Annotated in this window: 18 protein-coding genes and 1 other RNA gene; 5 read left to right on the top strand and 14 right to left on the bottom strand. The window is 56.3% G+C overall.

Translation table 11 applies throughout. The features are described from left to right. Window positions 1-10 precede the first annotated feature (10 nt). Together serC and gyrA are read right to left on the bottom strand one after the other, a co-directional pair. On the bottom strand, window positions 11-1,093 hold the full coding sequence (gene serC / locus ACRRNM_RS01035; RefSeq protein WP_435626393.1) for a 3-phosphoserine/phosphohydroxythreonine transaminase: 1,083 nt from the start codon (window positions 1,091-1,093) through the stop codon (window positions 11-13). Then, a complete protein-coding gene (gyrA, locus tag ACRRNM_RS01030; RefSeq protein ID WP_435626392.1) occupies window positions 1,094-3,646 on the bottom strand; it encodes a DNA gyrase subunit A in 2,553 nt (850 codons plus the stop codon). 154 nt (window positions 3,647-3,800) lie between these two features. Between gyrA and ubiG the strand changes: the two genes are divergently transcribed. The 4 genes from ubiG (at window position 3,801) to ACRRNM_RS01010 (ending at window position 7,024) form a co-directional block, all read left to right on the top strand. Continuing rightward, on the top strand, window positions 3,801-4,496 hold the full coding sequence (gene ubiG, locus ACRRNM_RS01025; protein ID WP_435626391.1) for a bifunctional 2-polyprenyl-6-hydroxyphenol methylase/3-demethylubiquinol 3-O-methyltransferase UbiG: 696 nt from the start codon (window positions 3,801-3,803) through the stop codon (window positions 4,494-4,496). Between the two features lie 2 nt (window positions 4,497-4,498). Continuing rightward, window positions 4,499-5,152, top strand: a complete 654-nt coding sequence (locus tag ACRRNM_RS01020; protein WP_435626390.1) for an HAD-IA family hydrolase — start codon at window positions 4,499-4,501, stop codon at window positions 5,150-5,152. Window positions 5,153-5,196: 44 nt separating this feature from the next. Continuing rightward, window positions 5,197-5,564: a transfer-messenger RNA gene (gene ssrA / locus ACRRNM_RS01015) on the top strand. A 188-nt stretch (window positions 5,565-5,752) separates the two neighbouring features. Next, on the top strand, window positions 5,753-7,024 hold the full coding sequence (locus ACRRNM_RS01010; protein ID WP_435626389.1) for a tyrosine-type recombinase/integrase: 1,272 nt from the start codon (window positions 5,753-5,755) through the stop codon (window positions 7,022-7,024). A gap of 222 nt (window positions 7,025-7,246) precedes the next feature. On the opposite strand, the gene ACRRNM_RS01005 is transcribed toward ACRRNM_RS01010, so the two are convergent. The 7 genes from ACRRNM_RS01005 to ACRRNM_RS00975 form a co-directional block, all read right to left on the bottom strand. Beyond that, the gene (locus ACRRNM_RS01005) at window positions 7,247-7,384 is read right to left on the bottom strand and encodes a hypothetical protein (RefSeq protein ID WP_435626388.1); all 138 of its coding nucleotides are present in this window, start codon (window positions 7,382-7,384) and stop codon (window positions 7,247-7,249) included. Between the two features lie 215 nt (window positions 7,385-7,599). Continuing rightward, complete coding sequence (locus ACRRNM_RS01000; protein WP_435626387.1) at window positions 7,600-7,788, bottom strand: hypothetical protein; 189 nt, start codon at window positions 7,786-7,788, stop codon at window positions 7,600-7,602. Continuing rightward, entirely contained in the window at window positions 7,788-8,201 is a 414-nt protein-coding gene (locus ACRRNM_RS00995) for a hypothetical protein (protein WP_435626386.1), read from the bottom strand. The genes ACRRNM_RS01000 and ACRRNM_RS00995 overlap by 1 nt, the downstream gene beginning before the upstream one ends. An 8-nt stretch (window positions 8,202-8,209) precedes the next feature. After that, window positions 8,210-9,022 (bottom strand): hypothetical protein, encoded by an 813-nt coding sequence (locus tag ACRRNM_RS00990; RefSeq protein ID WP_435626385.1) that lies wholly within the window; start codon window positions 9,020-9,022, stop codon window positions 8,210-8,212. 87 nt (window positions 9,023-9,109) lie between these two features. Continuing rightward, the gene (gene traN, locus ACRRNM_RS00985; protein WP_435626384.1) at window positions 9,110-10,429 is read right to left on the bottom strand and encodes a conjugal transfer protein TraN; all 1,320 of its coding nucleotides are present in this window, start codon (window positions 10,427-10,429) and stop codon (window positions 9,110-9,112) included. 1 nt (window position 10,430) lies between these two features. Further along, a complete protein-coding gene (locus ACRRNM_RS00980) occupies window positions 10,431-10,727 on the bottom strand; it encodes a hypothetical protein (protein WP_435626383.1) in 297 nt (98 codons plus the stop codon). Further along, a complete protein-coding gene (locus ACRRNM_RS00975; RefSeq protein WP_435626382.1) occupies window positions 10,724-11,167 on the bottom strand; it encodes a hypothetical protein in 444 nt (147 codons plus the stop codon). The genes ACRRNM_RS00980 and ACRRNM_RS00975 overlap by 4 nt, the downstream gene beginning before the upstream one ends. 73 nt (window positions 11,168-11,240) lie before the next feature. Here ACRRNM_RS00975 and ACRRNM_RS00970 point away from each other — a divergent pair, with 73 nt between their 5' ends. After that, complete coding sequence (locus ACRRNM_RS00970; protein WP_435626381.1) at window positions 11,241-11,453, top strand: hypothetical protein; 213 nt, start codon at window positions 11,241-11,243, stop codon at window positions 11,451-11,453. Window positions 11,454-11,573: 120 nt separating this feature from the next. On the opposite strand, the gene ACRRNM_RS00965 is transcribed toward ACRRNM_RS00970, so the two are convergent. The 5 genes from ACRRNM_RS00965 to ACRRNM_RS00945 all read right to left on the bottom strand — a co-directional run bounded on the left by ACRRNM_RS00965 (window position 11,574) and on the right by ACRRNM_RS00945 (window position 18,841). Beyond that, a complete protein-coding gene (locus ACRRNM_RS00965; protein ID WP_435626380.1) occupies window positions 11,574-14,318 on the bottom strand; it encodes a conjugal transfer protein TraG N-terminal domain-containing protein in 2,745 nt (914 codons plus the stop codon). A 701-nt stretch (window positions 14,319-15,019) separates the two neighbouring features. Further along, window positions 15,020-15,295 carry a hypothetical protein gene (locus tag ACRRNM_RS00960; protein ID WP_435626379.1) on the bottom strand — a complete coding sequence of 92 codons (276 nt, stop codon included), beginning with the start codon at window positions 15,293-15,295 and terminating at the stop codon, window positions 15,020-15,022. A gap of 1,112 nt (window positions 15,296-16,407) precedes the next feature. Continuing rightward, window positions 16,408-17,181, bottom strand: coding sequence for a hypothetical protein (locus ACRRNM_RS00955; RefSeq protein ID WP_435626378.1), 774 nt, complete (start codon window positions 17,179-17,181; stop codon window positions 16,408-16,410). A 488-nt stretch (window positions 17,182-17,669) separates the two neighbouring features. Continuing rightward, window positions 17,670-18,557: a hypothetical protein gene (locus tag ACRRNM_RS00950; protein ID WP_435626377.1), complete on the bottom strand. Its 888-nt coding sequence runs from the start codon at window positions 18,555-18,557 to the stop codon at window positions 17,670-17,672. A gap of 8 nt (window positions 18,558-18,565) precedes the next feature. Further along, complete coding sequence (locus ACRRNM_RS00945) at window positions 18,566-18,841, bottom strand: helix-turn-helix transcriptional regulator (RefSeq protein WP_435626376.1); 276 nt, start codon at window positions 18,839-18,841, stop codon at window positions 18,566-18,568. Between the last annotated feature and the right edge of the window lie 397 nt (window positions 18,842-19,238).

Genomic DNA, 19,238 nt, shown 5'->3' with positions numbered 1-19,238 from the left:
TGTCTAAGGCCTAACCGCGTTGCCTGGCAAAGTCGTTCATGAAATCCACCAGCGCCTGCACGCCCGCAAGCGGCATGGCGTTGTAGATCGAAGCGCGCATCCCGCCCACCGAGCGATGCCCCTTGAGTTGGAGCAGCCCGCGCGCCTCGGCCTGCTTGAGGAATTCGCCGTCGAGGCTCGTGTCCTTCAGGGTGAACGGCACGTTCATGCGCGACCTGTCACTCTTCGCCACTGGGCAGTTGTAGAAGCCGTTGCTCGTGTCGATTGCGGCATACAGCAGTTTGGCCTTGGCGATGTTGACCTGCTCCATCGCGGCGACGCCACCGTTCTTCTTCAGCCACTGGAACACCAGGCCGGCGATGTAGATGCCGTAGGTCGGCGGCGTGTTGTACATCGAATCGGCATCGGCGTGGATCTTGTAGTCCAGCATGGTCGGCGTGCCCGGTGCGGCCTGCCCGAGCAAATCTTCGCGCACGATCACCACGGCAAGCCCCGCCGGGCCGATATTCTTCTGTGCGCCGGCATAGATCAATCCGAACTTCGACACGTCACAGGGGCGCGACAGGATGTTGGACGACATGTCCGCCACCAGCGGCACGTCCCCGGTGTCGGGCACCCAGTTGAATTCCACGCCGCCGATGGTCTCGTTCGGGCAATAGTGCAGGTAGGCTGCGTTGGGGTCGCGCTGCCAGGTGTCGAAGGCCGGAACATAGGTGCAGTTTTTGTCGGCATTGCTCGCCGCGATGTTCACCTTGCCGAACTTCTGCGCCTCGCCGATGGCCTTCTTCGACCATTCGCCGGTGTTGACGTAATCGGCGGAAGCATTGCCACGCAACAGGTTCAGCGGGACCATCGAGAACTGCAGATGCCCGCCACCCTGCAGGAACAGCACCTTGTAGTTGGCGGGAATGCCCATCAGCTCGCGCAGATCGGCCACGGCCTGCGCGTGGATGCCCATGTACTCCTTGCCGCGGTGCGACATCTCCATCACCGACATGCCGCTGCCGCGCCAGTCGGGCAATTCCGCCTGCGCCTGCAGCAACACTTCTTTCGGCAACACGGCCGGGCCTGCGCTGAAGTTGTAGATCGTCATTTATTCTTCTTCCGGCTCCGCGATGCGGCTCAGGCCGGCCAGCTTCTCGCCCTCTTCCACGTTCATCAGCGTGACGCCCTGCGTGGAGCGCCCCATCTCGCGGATTTCCTTGACGCGGGTGCGGATCAGCACGCCGTTGGTGCCGATCAGCATGATCTCGTCGTCTGCGTTCACCAGCGTTGCCGCGACCACCTTGCCGTTGCGCGCCGTGGTCTGGATCGCGATCATGCCCTGCGTGCCGCGCCCGTGGCGGGTGTATTCCGCGATAGGCGTGCGCTTGCCGTAGCCGTTCTCGGTCGCGGTCAGCACGCTCTGTTCCTCGTTCTCGGCCACCAGCAGCGAGATCACCTTGCCGCCCTTGGCCAGGTTCATGCCGCGCACGCCGCGCGTGTCGCGGCCCAGCGCACGCACGTCGTTCTCGTCGAAGCGCACCGCCTTGCCCTCGTCGGAGAACAGCATCACGTCGTGTTTTCCGTCGGTCAGCGCCACGCCGATCAGGAAATCGCCCTCATCGAGCGCGATGGCGATGATGCCGGCCTTGCGCGGGTTGGCGAACTGCGACAGCGCGGTCTTCTTCACGGTGCCGTCGGCGGTGGCGAAGAATACGAATTTATTCTCGCTGAACTCCTTCACCGGCAGCACGGCATTGATCTTCTCGCCCTCGGCCAGCGGCAGCAGGTTCACGATGGGCTTGCCACGCGAGATGCGGCTGCCCTGCGGCACTTCGTAGACTTTCAGCCAGTAGGCGCGGCCGCGGTTGGAGAAGCACAGGATGTAGTCGTGGGTGTTGGCGATGAACAGGTTGTCGATGAAATCGTCTTCCTTGGTCGCCGTCGCCTGCTTGCCGCGCCCGCCACGCTTCTGCGCACGGTATTCGTCCAGCTTCTGCGCCTTCATGTAGCCGCCGTGCGACAAGGTGACCACCACGTCTTCCGGCGCGATCAGGTCTTCCATGCTCATCTCTTGCGTGTGCGTGATGATCTCGCTGCGGCGCTTGTCGCCGAACTGCGCCTTCACCGCGGTCAGTTCGTCGCCGATGATGGTGGTGACGCGCTCCGGCTTGGCGAGGATGTCCAGCAGGTCGGCGATCTTGTCCATCACCTCGCGGTATTCGCCGACGATCTTGTCCTGCTCCAGTCCGGTCAGGCGTTGCAGGCGCAACTCCAGGATCGCCTGCGCCTGCGCATCGGAAAGGTGGTAGCCGCGCGCCTTGCCCTCGCCCCGCAAACCAAACTCGGGCGCGAGGTCTTCGGGGCGCGATGCGTCGCTGACGCGGGATAGCATATCCTCGACCAGAGAGGAGCGCCAGGCGCGACCCATGAGCTCGCGCTTGGCGTCGGCGGGCGTCGGCGCTGCCTTGATCAGTGCGATGATCTCGTCCACGTTGGACAGCGCCACCGCAAGGCCTTCGAGGATATGGCCGCGCTCACGCGCCTTGCGCAGTTCGAAGATGGTGCGGCGCGTGACAACTTCGCGGCGGTGGCGCAGGAACGCCTCGATCACATCCTTGAGGTTGCACAGCTTCGGCTGGCCGTCCACGATGGCGACCATGTTGATGCCGAAGCTGTCCTGCATCTGGGTCGCCTTGTACAGCTTGTTCAGGATCACGTCGGCGTTCTCGCCGCGCTTCAGCTCGATCACCGCGCGCATGCCGGACTTGTCCGATTCGTCGCGGATTTCCGAGATGCCTTCCAGCGTCTTCTCGCGCACCATCTCGCCGATCTTCATCAGCAGGTTGGCCTTGTTCACCTGGTAGGGCAGCTCGTCGATGATGATGGCCTGGCGCTCGCCCTTGCCGATGTCCTCGAAGTGGGTGCGCGCGCGCATCACCACGCGGCCGCGGCCGGTGCGGTAGCCTTCCTTCACCCCGGCAAGGCCATAGATGAAGCCCGCCGTCGGGAAGTCGGGTGCGGGCACGTATTCGATGAGCTGCTCAATGTCCATGTCCGGGTTCTTCAGCAGCGCGAGGCAGGCGTCCACCACTTCGGAGAGGTTGTGCGGCGGAATATTGGTCGCCATGCCCACCGCGATACCGGAAGAACCGTTCACCAGCAGATTGGGGAAGCGCGCCGGGAATACCAGCGGCTCATGCTCGGAGCCGTCGTAGTTCGGCCCGAAATCGACGGTTTCCTTGTCCAGGTCGGCGAGCAGTTCGTGGGCGATCTTCGCCATGCGGATTTCGGTGTAACGCATCGCCGCCGCGTTGTCGCCGTCCACCGAGCCGAAGTTGCCCTGCCCGTCCACCAGCGTGTAGCGCAGCGAGAAATCCTGCGCCATGCGCACGATGGTGTCGTACACCGCCGTATCGCCGTGGGGGTGGTACTTACCGATTACGTCGCCGACGATACGCGCGGACTTCTTATAGGCGCGGTTCCAATCGTTGGAAAGCTCGTGCATCGCGAACAGCACGCGACGGTGCACCGGCTTCAGGCCGTCGCGCACGTCGGGCAGCGCGCGCCCGACTATGACGCTCATCGCATAGTCCAAGTAGGACTTGCGCATTTCCTCTTCAAGGCTGACCGGCAGGGTTTCTTTGGCGAATTTCTGTTCCATGAATATGCTCTGACCTAAAGGCAATCGGCGTATAACAAAGCGCGCATTTTAGCACAGCGGCACCACCCCGAGCCACCCGCATGGATGGCGATACCATTTGGCCGAAGCGGCAAGTTTTGTTAAAGTCAGCCCCTCATCAATCAGGTTCCATGCCATGACCAACGCCGATCCCGTCGAACTCGACAAATTCTCGCAACTCGCCCACAAGTGGTGGGACCCGAACAGCGAATTCAAGCCGCTGCACGACATCAACCCGCTGCGCCTCGGCTACATCGACCGCCACGCCGGCCTGGCCGGGAAGACCGTGCTCGACGTCGGCTGCGGCGGCGGCATCCTGTCGGAGAGCATGGCCGGATTGAACGCGAACGTCACCGGCATCGACCTCGCCGACAAATCGCTGCAGGTCGCCAAGCTGCACCTGCTGGAAAGCGGCCGCAGCGTCGACTACCGCAAGATCGCCGTGGAAGACCTCGCGGCCGGGCAGCCCGGCCATTACGACGTCGTCACCTGCCTGGAAATGCTCGAGCATGTGCCCGACCCGCAAAGCGTGGTCACGGCCTGCGCGAAACTGGTCAAACCGGGCGGCTGGGTGTTCTTCTCCACACTCAACCGCAACCCGAAGTCCTACCTGTTCGCCATCGTCGGTGCGGAATACGTGCTCAAACTGCTGCCGCGCGGCACGCACGACTACGACAAGTTCCTCAAGCCCTCCGAACTCGCGCAATTCTGCCGCCACGCGGGGCTGAATGTGACCGACCTCATCGGCATGAGCTACAACCCGCTCAGCCAGATTTATTCATTGGGCAGCGATACGGACGTGAACTACATGGTCGCCTGCCGCAAGGATTGACGGTGATCAAAGCAGTCCTGTTCGACCTCGACGGCACCTTCGCCGACACCGCGCCCGACCTCGCCGCCGCGCTCAACCACACCCGCACCGCGCGCAACCTTCCTCCACTGCCGCTGGAGACCATCCGCCCGCAGGCCTCGCACGGTTCGCGCGGCCTGCTCAGGCTCGGCTTCGGCATCGAGCCGGATGCGCCGGATTACGATGCGCTGCGCGACATCTTCCTCAGCTACTACGAGCGCAACATCTGCGTGCACACCCGCCTGTTCACCGGCATGGCCGAGCTGGTGAACGAGCTGGAGCGGCGCGGCATCCAGTGGGGCATCGTCACCAACAAGCCGCAGCGCTACACCGATCCGCTGATGCAGGCGCTGGGCTATGCCGAGCGCGCCGCCTGCCTCGTCAGCGGCGACACCTGCGCGCACGCCAAGCCGCACCCCGAGCCGCTGCTCCACGCCTGCGCACTGGCCGGCGCCGCCCCCGCCCACTGCCTCTACCTCGGCGACGACCTGCGCGACATGCAGGCCGCCAACGCCGCCGCCATGCCCGGCATCATCGCCGGCTACGGCTACGTCGGAGCCGACGCCTCGGTCGAGAACTGGAACGCCCAGGGCAGCGTCAACCACCCCACGGAACTAATCCGCTTCCTCGGCCTCTGATACAGCGTGCTACAATTCGGCACGCTTTAAACGAACAACGAACCGGGGGCGACCTGGCTTCGACGTGGGTTGCAAAGCAGCGTAGGGCATACCGAGGACCCGCCACCTCGTAAATCAGCTGGAAAAAACTAGTCGCAAACGACGAAAACTACGCTTTAGCTGCTTAGTCAGCTAGACCTCGCACCTTCTCTCCCATGGGGAGGCTCAAAGCCGCAAGGCCGAGATGAGCGAGGTCCTAACATGGGATCGTGTCGAGCAGGGTCACTTTGCTGGACATTAAACTCAAGGTGACTCGTCCCGTACCAGCCCGCCGGTTGGCGTGTCCGGGATCAAATCAAACAGCCTGGCTAAGTATGTAGAACTATCTGTAGAGGACTTGCGGACGGGGGTTCAATTCCCCCCGCCTCCACCACTTCAAACAAAAGCCCGGCCTTACCAGCCGGGCTTTTTCTTCGCAAGAAATCAATAAAACCAAGCTATCTGGCGCGCACCAGTCATTCCGCATTTGTCCCATATCGTCCCCATACGTGCCACAGCGTCCGGCAATTTTGGGGGCATTACAAGGGGCATTTCTTGCCTTTCTGACACACAGGGGGCATCATGAGCACACGCCAGCATCAAGTGGAGAAAATAATGAAACTAAACGACAAGGCCGCAGCAGCCGCAAAGCCACGCGAAAAGGCGTACAAGCTTGCTGACGGGCAAGGTATGTATTTGGAGGTTTTGCCGAGCGGCGCAAAAAGCTGGCGAATGAAATACAGATTTGCTGGAAAAGAGAAGCGACTGGTTTTTGGGTTGTATCCAGCAGTAAGCCTCAAGAACGCACGCGAATCGGCACTGGAAGCACGCAAGCTGCTCGCGGCGGGGCTCGATCCCATGGAAGTGAAAAAAGAAGCCCGAAGCGCTGCAATCGCATCCGCTGCTGCATCACCCGAAGCATTGGAAACGGTGGAAGCCATCAGCAGGGAATGGTTCAGTAAGTTCAGCCCACAATGGGTGGACAGTCACGCTTCAAAAATTATTCGCCGACTTGAGCGTGACCTATTCCCACATTTCAAGGGTGTCGGGATAAATACAGTGAAGCCTATTGAATTGTTGGCTGTGCTGCGCAGGGTTGAAGCGCGTGGAGCGCTTGAAACCGCGCACCGGTTATTGCAGAACTGTGCCCAGGTGTGGCGGTATGCAGTCAGTACCGGGCGTGCAGAATATGATGTAACGATGTCTTTGCGTGGCGCGTTGCCCCCGGCCAAGGAAATCCACTTGGGCGCTATTACAGAACCATCTGAAATCGGGAGGCTGCTGCGCAATATCGACGAATACAAGGGTTCTGAGGTGGTGCGACTGGCGTTGAAACTAGCGCCTTTGGTGTTTGTTCGACCTGGCGAGCTGCGGCAAGCCAAGTGGGAAGAACTCGATCTGGTAGCGAGACTGTGGACGATCCCAGCAGGAAGGATGAAGGCAAAGCGCCCGCACGTTGTGCCATTGTCTGACCAAGCTACGGCAATTCTACAAGAGTTGCGCAAGGTGCATGAAAGTGAATATCTGTTCCCCTCTCCCATGTCTGCCACTCGCTGCCTTTCTGATAATGGGATTCTGTCCGCGATTCGGCGCATGGGCTATACAAGTGAAGAAATGACTGGGCACGGTTTCCGGGCAATGGCCTCGACGAACTTGGAACAGCTCGGCTATGACGTGCGGCTGATCGAGCTGCAACTAGCTCACGCGGACCAAGACCAGGTACGCGCAGCTTACAAGAGAGAAACGCACTTGCTGCGGCTCGATGAACGGAAAAAAATGATGCAGAATTGGGCGGGTTATCTGGACGGGTTACGTGCTGGTGCGACGGTGCTGCCGTTCAAAAAATCGGGTTAAGGTGTAGTTGCAGCAAAGCTATTTAGCCTGTGGAAAAGCCCTCTCGACGGGCGCAGCCCACGCCAACGGCGAGAGGGAATTTCCATAGGCGGCGCTCGTACCTGACGCGCTATCGCTTGTCTGCTCACACCTGGCTTGCGTGCTGGGAAAAGCAACCCAGTACGCGCCATGTGCGAGCCCAACATACCGGCCGCTCATAGAGCGGACCGCTTGCTTTTTGATCTAGACGTGCCCGCCGCCGTTCTGGTGTTTCTTGCCGCTTTTGTGGCCATCCTCTGAACGATGTTTGTTCGCGTAAATCGAAATCACGAGCAAAACCAGCGTAGCGAGGACGGAAAAAATTAACGTATCAATGGTCATTTAGTCCACCCATATGGGGCCAATAGCAGGTGCAATTGAAAGCATGAGAAGCAAGCTTACGCCTCCAGTCACAAATTCCTTACTAGCAACAAACTCATATAACCACGTTTTGAGCTTATACATAATTGCAGTCTCGAAACCGTCTTTCGTACTTCAATGCTTCCGCACGCCAACCTCTGCACGCACCAACCAGAGGTGCAAAGTAAAGGCGAACACTATTGATGATGATTCTGCGATAGTCCATTACAACCTCCATTTAGGTTTCTGACGCTCGATGCATTCTTCGGCTCAACGAGCGATTCAGTGGTATCCAATAAGAGCCGCCAGATGGCAATAACGGGTGCAAAAAAGCCACGAGGGGTTTCTTTGGCGCCTTTGATAAAGCCTCGTATGAACTCATTCATCAAATATCTCCTTTATTGTTCGGTACTGCGTTCAAATCAATCGTCTCGCGAGGTATATGGCCATCGAGGCAGAAATTCTGTTCATAGCTTATATCCGCATCCCGCCGGCCTCCATCGACCGTTCTGGCGGCCGGAAACACATACGCAATACGGATGCGCGCGCAACCCGGCTCGCGGTATTTTTTCACGCGGCTGACAGTCGCCTTATATGGACCAGGCGATCCGGTTGTTTCGCGGATCTTTGCCGCCAGTTCGCCGACCAGCACAGCATTGACTGCCAAGCCATCATCCCCGCCGACCACCTGCCGCCAGATGGTTGCCATACCGGCCTTGTCCACCTCGCCGGCATCGCGGATCTCGGCGTACGCGGGGAGCGTGGCCAGCATGGGCAAACAAAACAGAATTCGACGCATCACAGCTCCTAACGGGTACAGGAAATAATGCACTCGACGGCATCAGCAAAAAGCTGATCCGGCTTGGCATAAATATAGGTGCTCGGTTTTTCCAACTGCGCCCTCGGCCAATCGCGCTGCTCCCTCTTAAACTCGCCATTTTTCTTGATATACATTTCGACCACCAGCAACATCCCCTGCTCGACAGGCGACGTATCTTCCACCAAATCATCGCTGTGCTGGTCGGCAACGGCTCTTGTCACACCAGAAAGCAAAGCCATGGCAGGGCCGAAAAAAATACCGGCGTCCAAGCCTGCTCTTGCGCCAGGTTTCTGCAGCTTCATTTTGCGCTGAAGATCATCCCAGTCAGTCGTTGCGGCAATCCCCAGATACGGCACGATAATAGGGTGTGCATGGTCGTGCCCATAATGAAGTTGCGCTGCAACAATCTCGAATGCAATGTCGGCATCGGCCTTGTCTTCAATCACGGTTATCCCGCCTTTCGCCAACACCTTGCGGGCCTCTCCGCTCAGCATGTCCACGGCATTGGAAACTTCGATGACTGCCTGTTTTATCTTTTCGTCGGTCGAGTCTCTGGGCATCTTCGGGCTGACGAATTCGATGAACACCTTTTTGCCGGGTTCCTTGAAAACAGGGTTGAAGGTACTGCCAAACAACCCTACGATATTTTTGCTGACCTTGTATTGCGGCGGCTCACTCATGCCCGATGCCGAACCAACCTCAGCGATTGGCACAACAGCAGACACCGCGCCGGATGACGACTCATCCGCAAATGCGCTGAGCGAAAGCAACAAGATAGAGAGCGAGAATAGATGCTTCATGTGTAGATTCCCCCAACTTCCATGGCCGAACAAACAAAAGTAACTCATGCGCCAATTATGCATACAACGCAAATTCTGACCAGACATTTATGGCGCGACAAGCCGGAATCCGCCCGTATATCCACCCGCTGCGCTTGGATTCAAAACCGGCGTATTGGCTGTCGGGCTGGTTGGCCCATTCGCATTGCCCATTGCGTTGAGGCGCGCCTGCATGTCGGCCTGAATTTTCGGGATATCGATCTGCGATTTGATTTCAGCCATGAACTCAGTCAGGTCCATCTTGGAAAAATCAATCGAGCTCAACTGCGCCTGGGTAAATCCATCGCATGAAGCATTAACTGAGGTTCCAAGTTGCGCCCAACCCTGCTGGTTGATAATACGCGCCAAACGCGAGTTGTAGCAGCAGTAGGTTTCGGTAACAGCCAGGCATATTCCCAGCAGCGGGACTTTCTGGGAGCAATAACTGCCAGTCCCGATACATAGCCGTTCCCCCCGCTTCATCGAAAGCATTTTTTCGTCCTGCGTACAGGAAAGGAGATCGGTCACTACCATGATGGCCAGCGAGATGGCCAGCGATGTCGGATCAAAAGAGAACATCGGTGTGCCAGTAAAGTTCACCGATACGCCCATGAAGCTGAACGGCGTAGTGCCAGGCAAGGCAGTACAGCTTGGGCTTTGTAGGTAGCTGTAGGCTTGACTGAAAAGGTTCGGTGCGGATCCTGTGCTGCCGCCCAGCGCATCCATGACGTATGAAGACCCAAGGTTGATTGCCGTAGCAGTGCCAATCTGCGCAGCATTCGACATCCCCGGCGCGGCCCCGACCGTGCAGCAGTTAGCAAGCCCAAATAGTGCGTTCACACAGTTATTGCCGGTGCCCTTGAAAAACTGCATGGTCGCAGGATCCTGATAATTTCCCGCCTGGCGCGCGAGTTCCATCATGGCAGCCGTTTTCTGCATATCATGGTTCTGCGGGCGGGCAAGATCGAAGCACTGGCCGTTCAAGCAAAAAGTGGTGGCGCCGCAAGTGGTCCCGGTCGAAGATACGGCCGGAGTTTGAGTGCATTGGTATGTTTGTTCGTATGCCGAACAAGTCACGCCATCATTACGATAGGTAATGCAATTGGACTTTGTCAGCCCACACCCCTTGTCAATGAGCGGCTGGCACGTACTCTGCATTCCCCCGGCGCAATCATAGGTTGCTGTGTAGTGCCAGCAGGTATCGGCCAATGCTACCGCGCCTGCCGGCAACGTGACGCCGGCAAGACAAACCTGAACGCCGGAAATCGTCTTGCACGGCGTGGCATCTACGCAAACCTCTCCGGTCTTTATGCAAGTCGGTGCGGCTTGAGCAATGCCTGATTGCAAGCAGATCAACAACCCCACCAAGCCCAGTTGGAGCACCCGCATATTATTTCTGTAGCCTAGCCTCAAACACTGCGGACCATTCCTTACACAACAACCCCTCAAGCTCTCTCTCAGTTTCCTCACTGATAAGCTTAACCAATCCCCAAGCCATTAGCTCACCGGACAAATAACCTGCTGTGCAATCGTTTTTTGGCAAGGTGTCAATTTGTCTCTTAAAAAATTCGATGATTCGCCGCTCCACGAAGAAAGCCCCCGTTGTTCTTTCCACACCAAACGGATTGCAGGATAGCGTGATCGAATTGTATGGATGCATTTTTCCCAATTTATTAGCCGACTTCATTGAACCCTCGCTTTCTCAACCATCGAAAACCACGCTGTTGTTGCCGGTAAACACAGGGAAATTAGCGATGCCAATTGCACAGGAATCACTATTGAGAACAACATCAGACGATCCGCAAAAGCATCGGGGACAATCCCGAAAAACGCAGGCACAACAGCCCAGGAGATAGACGAGGAGATCAATAGCGTATAAGCAACACGACTGTGGCCGCCGGCCAGCCATATTCGCCAGGGCAGGAACAACAGCGTGGAATACACCAGCAGGTTAGCGTTGAGCTGAAGCAGGGGTATTGTGCCAATCAAATAGTGCCATCCGCTGATGGCCTGCAGGATGAAGATGTTAGCCACCATCAGATACACTGCGATGCGCGCGCTCTTGGGGCGCGCACGCAACACCTCAATTAGAAGCGTATTGGAATTTATTAAGTCACGTGATGCCATAAAGCCTCCTTGATTCAAGTAGTTTCACTCCAGATTGCTTACCGCAAAAATGTTTTGACCAAACGGAAAAAGTATGCAGAATGGACACATCGAGATTGAATTTTCTGCCGCAACGGTGGTGGGACAAAAAGAAAGAAGGTGTGCTGTGTTGAAACATTTTTTTGGTTTGCTGATGCATCAGATCGATTCACTGGTTTCTTCCGTGCGTCCGCTGACGGAAGAAGAGCACGAGTTTTTCGACCGAGGGTGCCGAATGGGGATTGGAATAACCAGAGACGATGATTGATTATCATATGATCGAGGATGATCACATCCTCTAACAATGTTAGCCGGTTCATCATTTCTGTAATCCCCGCAAAGTCTTCAAAAATGTCGCTCGCAAAGTATACGCAAATCTTTATGTATGTCACTTTGGAATATCGTCAAGTCCGTCCCATGGGCGTTGTATTTGGTTGATAGGGGCACTGTTGTATATGGTGCCCGGATCTTGCCTGTTCTGGAGCACGCCCAAACCCGGGGCCTCGCCCCCACCTCGCGCATCATGAACCTGTTGTGGGGACCTGCTAGATGGCACTGAATTTGGCACTGCGCGATTAGCAGCAGCTTGCCCCTTAACAATCCCAGCATCTACATCACCCTTAAATGCCGTCACTCTTTCGGGCGCCACCGCTGTCGTATTGGGACTGCTAATCTCAGGCATATTGCGCATCGTCGCGTCGCCTGTCATCGCATAGATGGCATCACCGTTCGCGCCGGTCGAGCCCGAGTTGGCCAACGCCAACAAATTCCCGGCGACCTCTATTTGCGCCTCCGTTTTCATTCCCATACTCCGCAACTCATTCCTGAAATGTTTGGCTTCAGCCCGAAGCCCCCTGCGAGAAACAGCCGATGCCAGTTCAGCATTTCTGCCCATTCTGACAATATCCCCAGACCATTGATCCACGGGCTTGCCTTGGGTCAAACCAACACTTCTAGACAACGCAGATGTAATCGATGCCTCGCGACCAGCAGACTCCACCAGGTTTTCTGCTCTCGACAGTTCATCAGTGGATCCGTGCTGCAATGCTCTCATGGCAGTATGAGAGTGCGAATTCCCGGATTGGAATGACGCAGACAACGTATCTTTAGTGCCTACAGATTGCGCCTCTTTGATCATCGACGTGAGATCAATGCCTTTCGCCCATGATTTTTTTGCCAGCGCTGTGCGAGCATATTCAATTCCGCCTTTGGCCCCAAGTGCGCCCAAACTGATACCAACCGATGCTCCAGCGATCCCCTTAAGTGCATCGCTTTGCTCTTGTGTAAGCGTAACTTTTTCGCTCGCGGCCCTGGCGCGGTCTGATATCCACTGATCGCCTTCTTCGCGGCTCGATCCAATCTCTCTGCCAAACGATCGCATCGCCTGATCCTGATCCGTTGTCCCGTAAGTCGATGCCACGGTGGATTTAACTGCCTGCCCATAAGCCGTGCTCGCTGCAACAGCTGATTTCTCGGCATTCGCACGGGCTTGTTGAGCCGTCGCACCAACTGACAAAGAAGGGAGCGTGGATCCGCCCGCGGTTTCCCCTCTTGTATGTGGATTCATTACGCTTCTCGCCTCGTTCTGAGAGCCAACCGGCGCTGTCCTCATGAGCGGGGCCGTCTCCTGCACACCCGGTGCAGCCCCCTTCTCATCGACCTTATCCTTGCCCATATTGCTTGCGATCTTCGTCAGGCCATAGATCGATCCGGACATCAGCGCCATCGAGATCAGCGGCACCGCGGCGAGCATGTCCGAGATAACGGCCAGCTTCACAGACAGCGCATCATAGAAGGCCGGCACCGTTGCCGGATTGAGGCCGTTTGGCGCCGCGGCAGCCAGACGCAGGAATTCAGACTTCACCATGACTTCGCCGATGTAGTTGATCACCACGGCAAACGGCAACCAGGTCTGGCACCAGATCCCGAAGAACATGTATTTCACCAGAATGCCGAGCCCTTGCGCGCCCGCCATCATCATGAACACAAACATCAACGGCGCGAACCCGAAGAACATGGCCAGCAAGATATTCATCGCCGGCATCATCGCCTTGGAGAACCCTGTAGCGCCCCCTGCAGCATCGATCTTCCATTGCTCCATGGATTGCGTCATGGTCATGGTGCATTGGTTGTATGTGGCGTAGCTGGAATTGGACAACCCGCAATTGTATGCATTGCTGATCGTGCCCGAGGTCAGCGCCGTGATCATGAAATCCTGGGCTGTTTGGGATGCTCCCCATATGCCGTTGATCATTTTTCCGTGCACGTCGACAATATCGTCGGCGGTGTATTTATTGGGCGTCGCCGTGTTGGGGCTTGCCCGTTTATTCATGTTGGCATTGATAAAGGCCGACATTGCAGAATTTATTCCCGGCCCGACAAAAGCATCCATCTTGTTTTTGATATTGGTGGCGGCATCGGCACACGCGGATCCGATGCCGGCGGGATCGGCATCGGAGAAAATGACCGTCAGGCCCCCGCCATACACGCCGGGCGTCGTGATGTATGCGATCGGGTTGTTGACGCCTGGAATGTTCTGCTTTGCAAAAGCATTGGGGCTGAAGCCCGGTCTTCCCGCCACGCAGTCCAGCACGAAAACCTTGATGTTGGCCGCCAGGAATGGATCCGCGTCTGGCAACGCGTATTTACCCCCACGCATTGAAAGCATGAGCTGCAGAGGGCTGGCAAAACCATCGCTCGACAGGGAAATGTAATTACCGTCCACCGTGGAAAACCCTACCTCCATCTTGTCCGCAACAGACCGTGTGATAGATGAGATGATCGCACCAGGTACGGCCACGCCGAATGGGACGTTGGCGACCGTGGTGGCGGTGCCGGTGTAGTAGTCCTCGATCTGCAAATCGACCTTTTGCGTGGCCACCGAATACACGAGGATCAGCACCAACAACATCGCCCAGTTGCCCGGGCCTGCGCCACCACCCTGAAACATCGCGATCGCGCCGCCGACCAGAAGCAGGACTCCCAAGGAAACGAGCAAGCCCAGACCCACGGCCGCACCTAGTCCGATGCCCGGACCGGTGAATGCACCGCTCTGGAATACCATCGCAACCGCATTTAATACTCCGGTGAACGTGGGGATATCGCCCAGTGTGTAAATGGTCAACGATGACATGGATCTGCCCTTTGGCTAGGCTAGTTGATCCCAAATTCGGCTCGCCGGTAAGCGCAAATCAGATGGCAAAAGTGAGACAAGCGTAACCACGAATTCTTCTTGGCCATACCTAGCTGCACTTGCGAGTGCAGCTATTTGGTCGTCTCGCGGTAATAGACGAGGATCACAGCCATGCAGGCCATAAGCAATTCGCATAGTTGTGGTCCTCAGCTCGTTTGCTGAGATACTTGGCGTAGAGTTGTGGCTAATGAGTAACATGGTAGCAATACTCTTTCTGGCCTTTGGCCTCTGGAGCATGGCTACCTGCAGGTGCTTCTGCGGGGAGGGAAATGCAATACGTTAGTGTGTTTTTGCACCGGCTTCCCGGTGGGCGTGCTATCTGCAACTATTCCACGTCGTTTCCGACTTTCTTGTGCGTGCTCATCGACGGTGTGTCGAGTTTCGCCCGGGAATACTGATTGTCCTTGGGGCCCATTATTGCTGCCAAGCGATAGGCTGGGTTATGCCTTATTCTTTTTTTATTATCTACATATTTCTCAGGTCGTCAATATTATTTGCAATCAATGAATTAGTTATATATAAGTGCAATGGGATTTTAAACAAGCCAAATATGGCAAATATGATGAAGTAATGGTGCAGACGAAATGGCAAAATGGCGGAGCTACTGGATTAAGTACGGCATTTCTGAAATGCATAACATCTTATGCATAAGCGTAATAGGGCAATCGCTTTCCGATAACCAGGTCGTCCAATGCCGACCTAAAAGGAGAGCCAAACGCGAAGGTTTGTTGTTCTGGCAGTGGCACTTTACGTAATGCCCTGAACTCCCTTACCCAAGCCCGAAACCAATCTGCAGCCTGTTGCTTCACGCCCGCCATGATCTGTAGGACCATGCCAACAGCATCCCCGAATGGCAGCCAGAGCTGGCGTTCATTGAATTCGGTTCCTTTCATATAGTTGAAGCTTTTGAGGTTCATCGCATCATTCCTAGATTGTTCGCCCGCCTTTGCTTTCCTTGCGGTACAGACTTGCGCTGCATTTATCTGCATCACTCCTGAGTTGCTGCGCCCAGCGACATCAGCCCTCAGCCGATTAGGAAACAATGCAAGGGGTTGGTGCGGCCAGCGCGCAGGACGGCTTCATCGTCCGAGCACTGCCTCGGCCTCTTGCAAGCACGCAGTTAGAAATTGCGCGAAGCGCATCAACACACAGACAAAAGTCGTGCGCAGCACACAACGCCCGTGCGCTTGTTTGCCGGCTGGGGGAGGATTCGCGTCAAGGGCGTAGCAACTCAGGAGTGATGCAGATATTCGGAGTCCTGCACTGCAAGGCCAAACAAAATCCGCGCGTAGCGCACCTACGGCCAGCAGCTTCATCCGCTGGCCAGTTCAAAATGAGCCCGCCAGGGCGAAAGTAAGCGAGCGCCTATGTGCGCGAGTTTGGGGACCGATCCGCGCAGCGGATTGGGGCGTAGCCCCTGCGAAGCAGGTCGGCAACCGAAGGGCGCAGGGGAACCGATTCGCACAGCTTCATCGTGCGAATTGGGGACAAGCGACGAGCGCAGTCCTCCCGCAGCGCAAGCGAAGGGATGGGGGAGCCGCCCGAATATTTGCGCCGAGTAAGGGCTGGACGGCTTCATCGTCCAGACCGCACCGAGGTCAAATATTTGGGTGGGGGCGAAGCCCCGCAAGTCCCGGTCCTGACGGTTTCATCGTCAGGATTCGACGGTTTCATCGTCGAACGCGAAGCGCTCGGGCAACCCGTTTAAAGGCGTTTTTGAGCGACAGCGAAAAAGCGGCGTCTTAAACGGGTTGCCCGAGCGCGGAGCGCGGCTTTCGGGGACTTGCGCGCAGTTGACTTGCCCGGGTCGAGCGACAGCGAGAAGGGGCGCTTCCCAGCCCCGTCCCTAGGGATGCTTTTATGCAGTTGTGGCGCGGGTTTTGAGCCACACCATGCGTTTCGATCCTCACTCCAAGCAGGGCTTGGTGTGAGGTGATGAAAGGAATGGCAACATCGTGAGTAATACTCGTGGCGCTTTCTCGTGGATGGCAAAAGGCGACTATCCACGAGAAAAAAACACGGCGAGCAATCATAAAGTGAGATCAATTGTTACCCGCTGATCGGCAATTTCTTTCGGGCTGGAATCCATGTCAAATATGCGAAATATTGATCTATGTCCGTCCGTAAGCTTTACCCAAGCCCCATCGATTTTGATGGCAGGTACGGATAAAAATGCACGCTCTAAAGCGACACGATGAGGGGTGAAGTAGTAAACATATTTGTATTGCCCCGACCGGACCTGCTGCAGGTGTGCTGCAATAACCTGCGCAAGTCGAGTGCGACTTTTCACGTGGCGCTCGATCTCGATGGCCACCTTGCAGCCATTTGGACTGGTCACAAGTGCATCTGGAATACACTTGTGTTGTCGTTGATCGTTGTTTGCCAGCAGCAACCTGCCTGGCACATAGTTTGTCCAGCCAACCTGTTCCAGGTTGAGCCTGACATGCTGCCCGTCGATATGATGTGCAACAAAATTGGGGCTTGTTCTTCCAACCACGAATGCCGAACATCGTGGATCTGCTGTTTCCGTCACGGCCAAACCGTGATCTGATATTCCCCATAGTTTTAGATTGCTGAAGGGAACAGCATTTTTGTCCACTCGCAGCATTCTTTCCTCAACGAGTTTTTTGAGCATCGGCAAAGCGGTTTGTTCGCTGACTCCCATTACACGCGAGAGAATGGATATGGTGCTATATCCCTCTCCGCTTGCGAGAAAATGCATTACTCGGCGGCGTTTCTCTTCTGCTCGCGCCAGCTTCTCGGCTCGGGTCATTTTCATGGCTGGATGAAGTAGTTGGAGCATGATCGAATTTCCTTATGTTGACTACGCTGCTGTCTAGCAGACGGTTTAAAAGTTTTGAGTACCTGGATCACTCTCACGAACGGCGCGATCGCGCCGCCCCTTTGCCCCCGGCAAGCCGAAGGCGCAGGCGGCGCATAGGGGACGCAAGCGGCTTGCCGCGCTGCGGTTCGTGTACCTGTGCTCGCTGAATCCACCCAATGACCCAAGCCGCACAGGCGGCTTGCCATTGTTGGGGAGGGGGAGCCGCCGAAGGTGGGGGAACCCCGAAGGGGTACCCCGCGCCTGGCGCAACAAATTATCCACAGTGTCGCTGGGAACATCCGCCGGTAAAAATAGGTAAAAAAAAGGTAACGAGCGACTCACCTCGCTAAACGCCAAAGCTGGCGCAGGTTTGCGTGGATGGGGAGCGACGCTATCCCGATAGAGCGCGACGCTATCCCGATAGAGCGCGACGCTATCCCGATGGGGGCGCGACGCTATCCCGATGGCTACAGTTTCGTCCATGCGGCCTGCTCCTTGCCCTTGGTACTGGTTTCGATGCGTCCCCTGGCGATTACATTTATCCGCTCGAGTTCGTGCATTGCGCGGTTCATCGCCCCCCTAAAATCACGCATTCGCCCCGTATACTGCAACTTTATTTGGAGCCATTCGAGGGCGTATTGTTGTTGCCGATTCGAGGACGTGGCCACGAGGCGTTGGAGCGCCTTGGCCATATCCTGTCCGCGCCCGATCTGCAAACGCTTCGGCCAGTCGATCAGCGCGAATTCGCGATTGCCAAATAGCACCCGCCATTGCGGGTCGAGCGTGTAGGTGTATGCCTCCGTTCGCGCGTCATATCCAAAACCCGCAAGGATGTGAAATGTCTTTGTGTCACCGATCCTATATTTGGTGGTTCCGTCTGATGACTTTGCCTCGACGATCAAAGTGGCTGCCGACATCGCTTTTAGTCGCCGGTGTAGCCAATCGTAGTCGTGCTTCCCCGTTGCTCGATCCAGTTCCCGAAGGAAAGCAGCCCGGTTAATTGTGACAGCGGTTCCGAGCGCCGAATGCCGAGCCCGGAAGGTCAGCTGCAACAAGATGTCCGCATCCGCTTCATCGAGCTGCTCCCCCCAATACTCGATAACCGCATCCTTCCGCGACACAAGCACGGTTCCGCTATGCATTTTTCGCTTACCTTTGGCGACCGGAGCGCACAGAGATGATCTGGCCAGCAAGTTAGGCATGGCTCGCATTAACTCATCCATGCCTGGCAATAACATTTGCAGCGGCGTGGCTGCGTCCTGTTTTGTTTTGATTGCCGCACGTTTTTGCGCAGCAGCGACCAAATCGGCGATGCGAGGCCGCTCGGCCTGCGCCGTCAAAGTATCGTGTCTCATGAGACAGCCTATTGCGAGACTGGTTTGGTGGGCTGCTGCTTGGTTGTGGCCGGCAATGATGCCGAAACCAATTGCGCATCGCGAAGCTGGATACGCGATGCCATCCAAGCCCGGATCTCACTATCAACCCAACGTGAACCGCTTTGCTTGGCAGCACCAATACCGTTGATTTTTACAGGCCTGGGGAAATCAGATATTCGACCACCGTAGATAGTGGACTTGGACAAACCGGTGATGTTGCAAACGGTCTTCAGACCGATGAAACGCAATTGCTGTTCGCTCATTTTCACATTCCCTGAAAATGAGCGGCGGCGACAGTGTTATTTTAACTAAAATCCCATGCCAGTCAATCAATAAATCTCATTAAATTCATAATGTTGTAATGTATAGACGTAATTACACAAACTCCGCTTTAATGCCATTATGGGAGGAGTGTCGCCACCGCCCATACGCGGATCAACATTGATCCGTAGACGTATTGGCGTTACACAGACTTATAAAAACGCGTGGGACGATAAGAACCAAGAAAAGTCTACGTCGGCCAGACACGTTACAGGCAAAATGATGAGTCACATCAGCCAGTAGGGGGCATCGACGGGGGCATTGGTGCATTGCTCATCACGCAAACCCAATAATAGAGAGAGTGTTCGGGTGCCCCCGCCCCACCAACAAACAAAAACG

Origin of the sequence: Ferrigenium straubiae (assembly GCF_051257895.1) — a bacterium.
GTDB lineage: Bacteria > Pseudomonadota > Gammaproteobacteria > Burkholderiales > Gallionellaceae > Gallionella > Gallionella straubiae.
The sequence above is the reverse complement of the archived record's forward strand: the minus strand, read 5'-3'. Positions and strand labels throughout refer to the sequence as shown.

Bases quoted from the DNA above. Each gene is read 5' to 3' on its own strand.
- ACRRNM_RS00970 (WP_435626381.1), top strand. From the start codon at position 11,241: ATGCAGAATGGACACATCGAGATTGAATTTTCTGCCGCAACGGTGGTG.
- gyrA (WP_435626392.1), bottom strand. From the start codon at position 3,646: ATGGAACAGAAATTCGCCAAAGAAACCCTGCCGGTCAGCCTTGAAGAG.
- ACRRNM_RS00945 (WP_435626376.1), bottom strand. From the start codon at position 18,841: ATGAGCGAACAGCAATTGCGTTTCATCGGTCTGAAGACCGTTTGCAAC.
- ACRRNM_RS00995 (WP_435626386.1), bottom strand. From the start codon at position 8,201: ATGCGTCGAATTCTGTTTTGTTTGCCCATGCTGGCCACGCTCCCCGCG.
- ACRRNM_RS00965 (WP_435626380.1), bottom strand. From the start codon at position 14,318: ATGTCATCGTTGACCATTTACACACTGGGCGATATCCCCACGTTCACC.
- ACRRNM_RS01005 (WP_435626388.1), bottom strand. From the start codon at position 7,384: ATGACCATTGATACGTTAATTTTTTCCGTCCTCGCTACGCTGGTTTTG.
- ACRRNM_RS00975 (WP_435626382.1), bottom strand. From the start codon at position 11,167: ATGGCATCACGTGACTTAATAAATTCCAATACGCTTCTAATTGAGGTG.
- traN (WP_435626384.1), bottom strand. From the start codon at position 10,429: ATGCGGGTGCTCCAACTGGGCTTGGTGGGGTTGTTGATCTGCTTGCAA.
- ACRRNM_RS00955 (WP_435626378.1), bottom strand. From the start codon at position 17,181: ATGCTCCAACTACTTCATCCAGCCATGAAAATGACCCGAGCCGAGAAG.
- ACRRNM_RS00980 (WP_435626383.1), bottom strand. From the start codon at position 10,727: ATGAAGTCGGCTAATAAATTGGGAAAAATGCATCCATACAATTCGATC.
- ACRRNM_RS01000 (WP_435626387.1), bottom strand. From the start codon at position 7,788: ATGAATGAGTTCATACGAGGCTTTATCAAAGGCGCCAAAGAAACCCCT.
- ACRRNM_RS01010 (WP_435626389.1), top strand. From the start codon at position 5,753: ATGAGCACACGCCAGCATCAAGTGGAGAAAATAATGAAACTAAACGAC.
- ubiG (WP_435626391.1), top strand. From the start codon at position 3,801: ATGACCAACGCCGATCCCGTCGAACTCGACAAATTCTCGCAACTCGCC.
- ACRRNM_RS00990 (WP_435626385.1), bottom strand. From the start codon at position 9,022: ATGAAGCATCTATTCTCGCTCTCTATCTTGTTGCTTTCGCTCAGCGCA.
- serC (WP_435626393.1), bottom strand. From the start codon at position 1,093: ATGACGATCTACAACTTCAGCGCAGGCCCGGCCGTGTTGCCGAAAGAA.
- ACRRNM_RS00950 (WP_435626377.1), bottom strand. From the start codon at position 18,557: ATGAGACACGATACTTTGACGGCGCAGGCCGAGCGGCCTCGCATCGCC.
- ACRRNM_RS00960 (WP_435626379.1), bottom strand. From the start codon at position 15,295: ATGAACCTCAAAAGCTTCAACTATATGAAAGGAACCGAATTCAATGAA.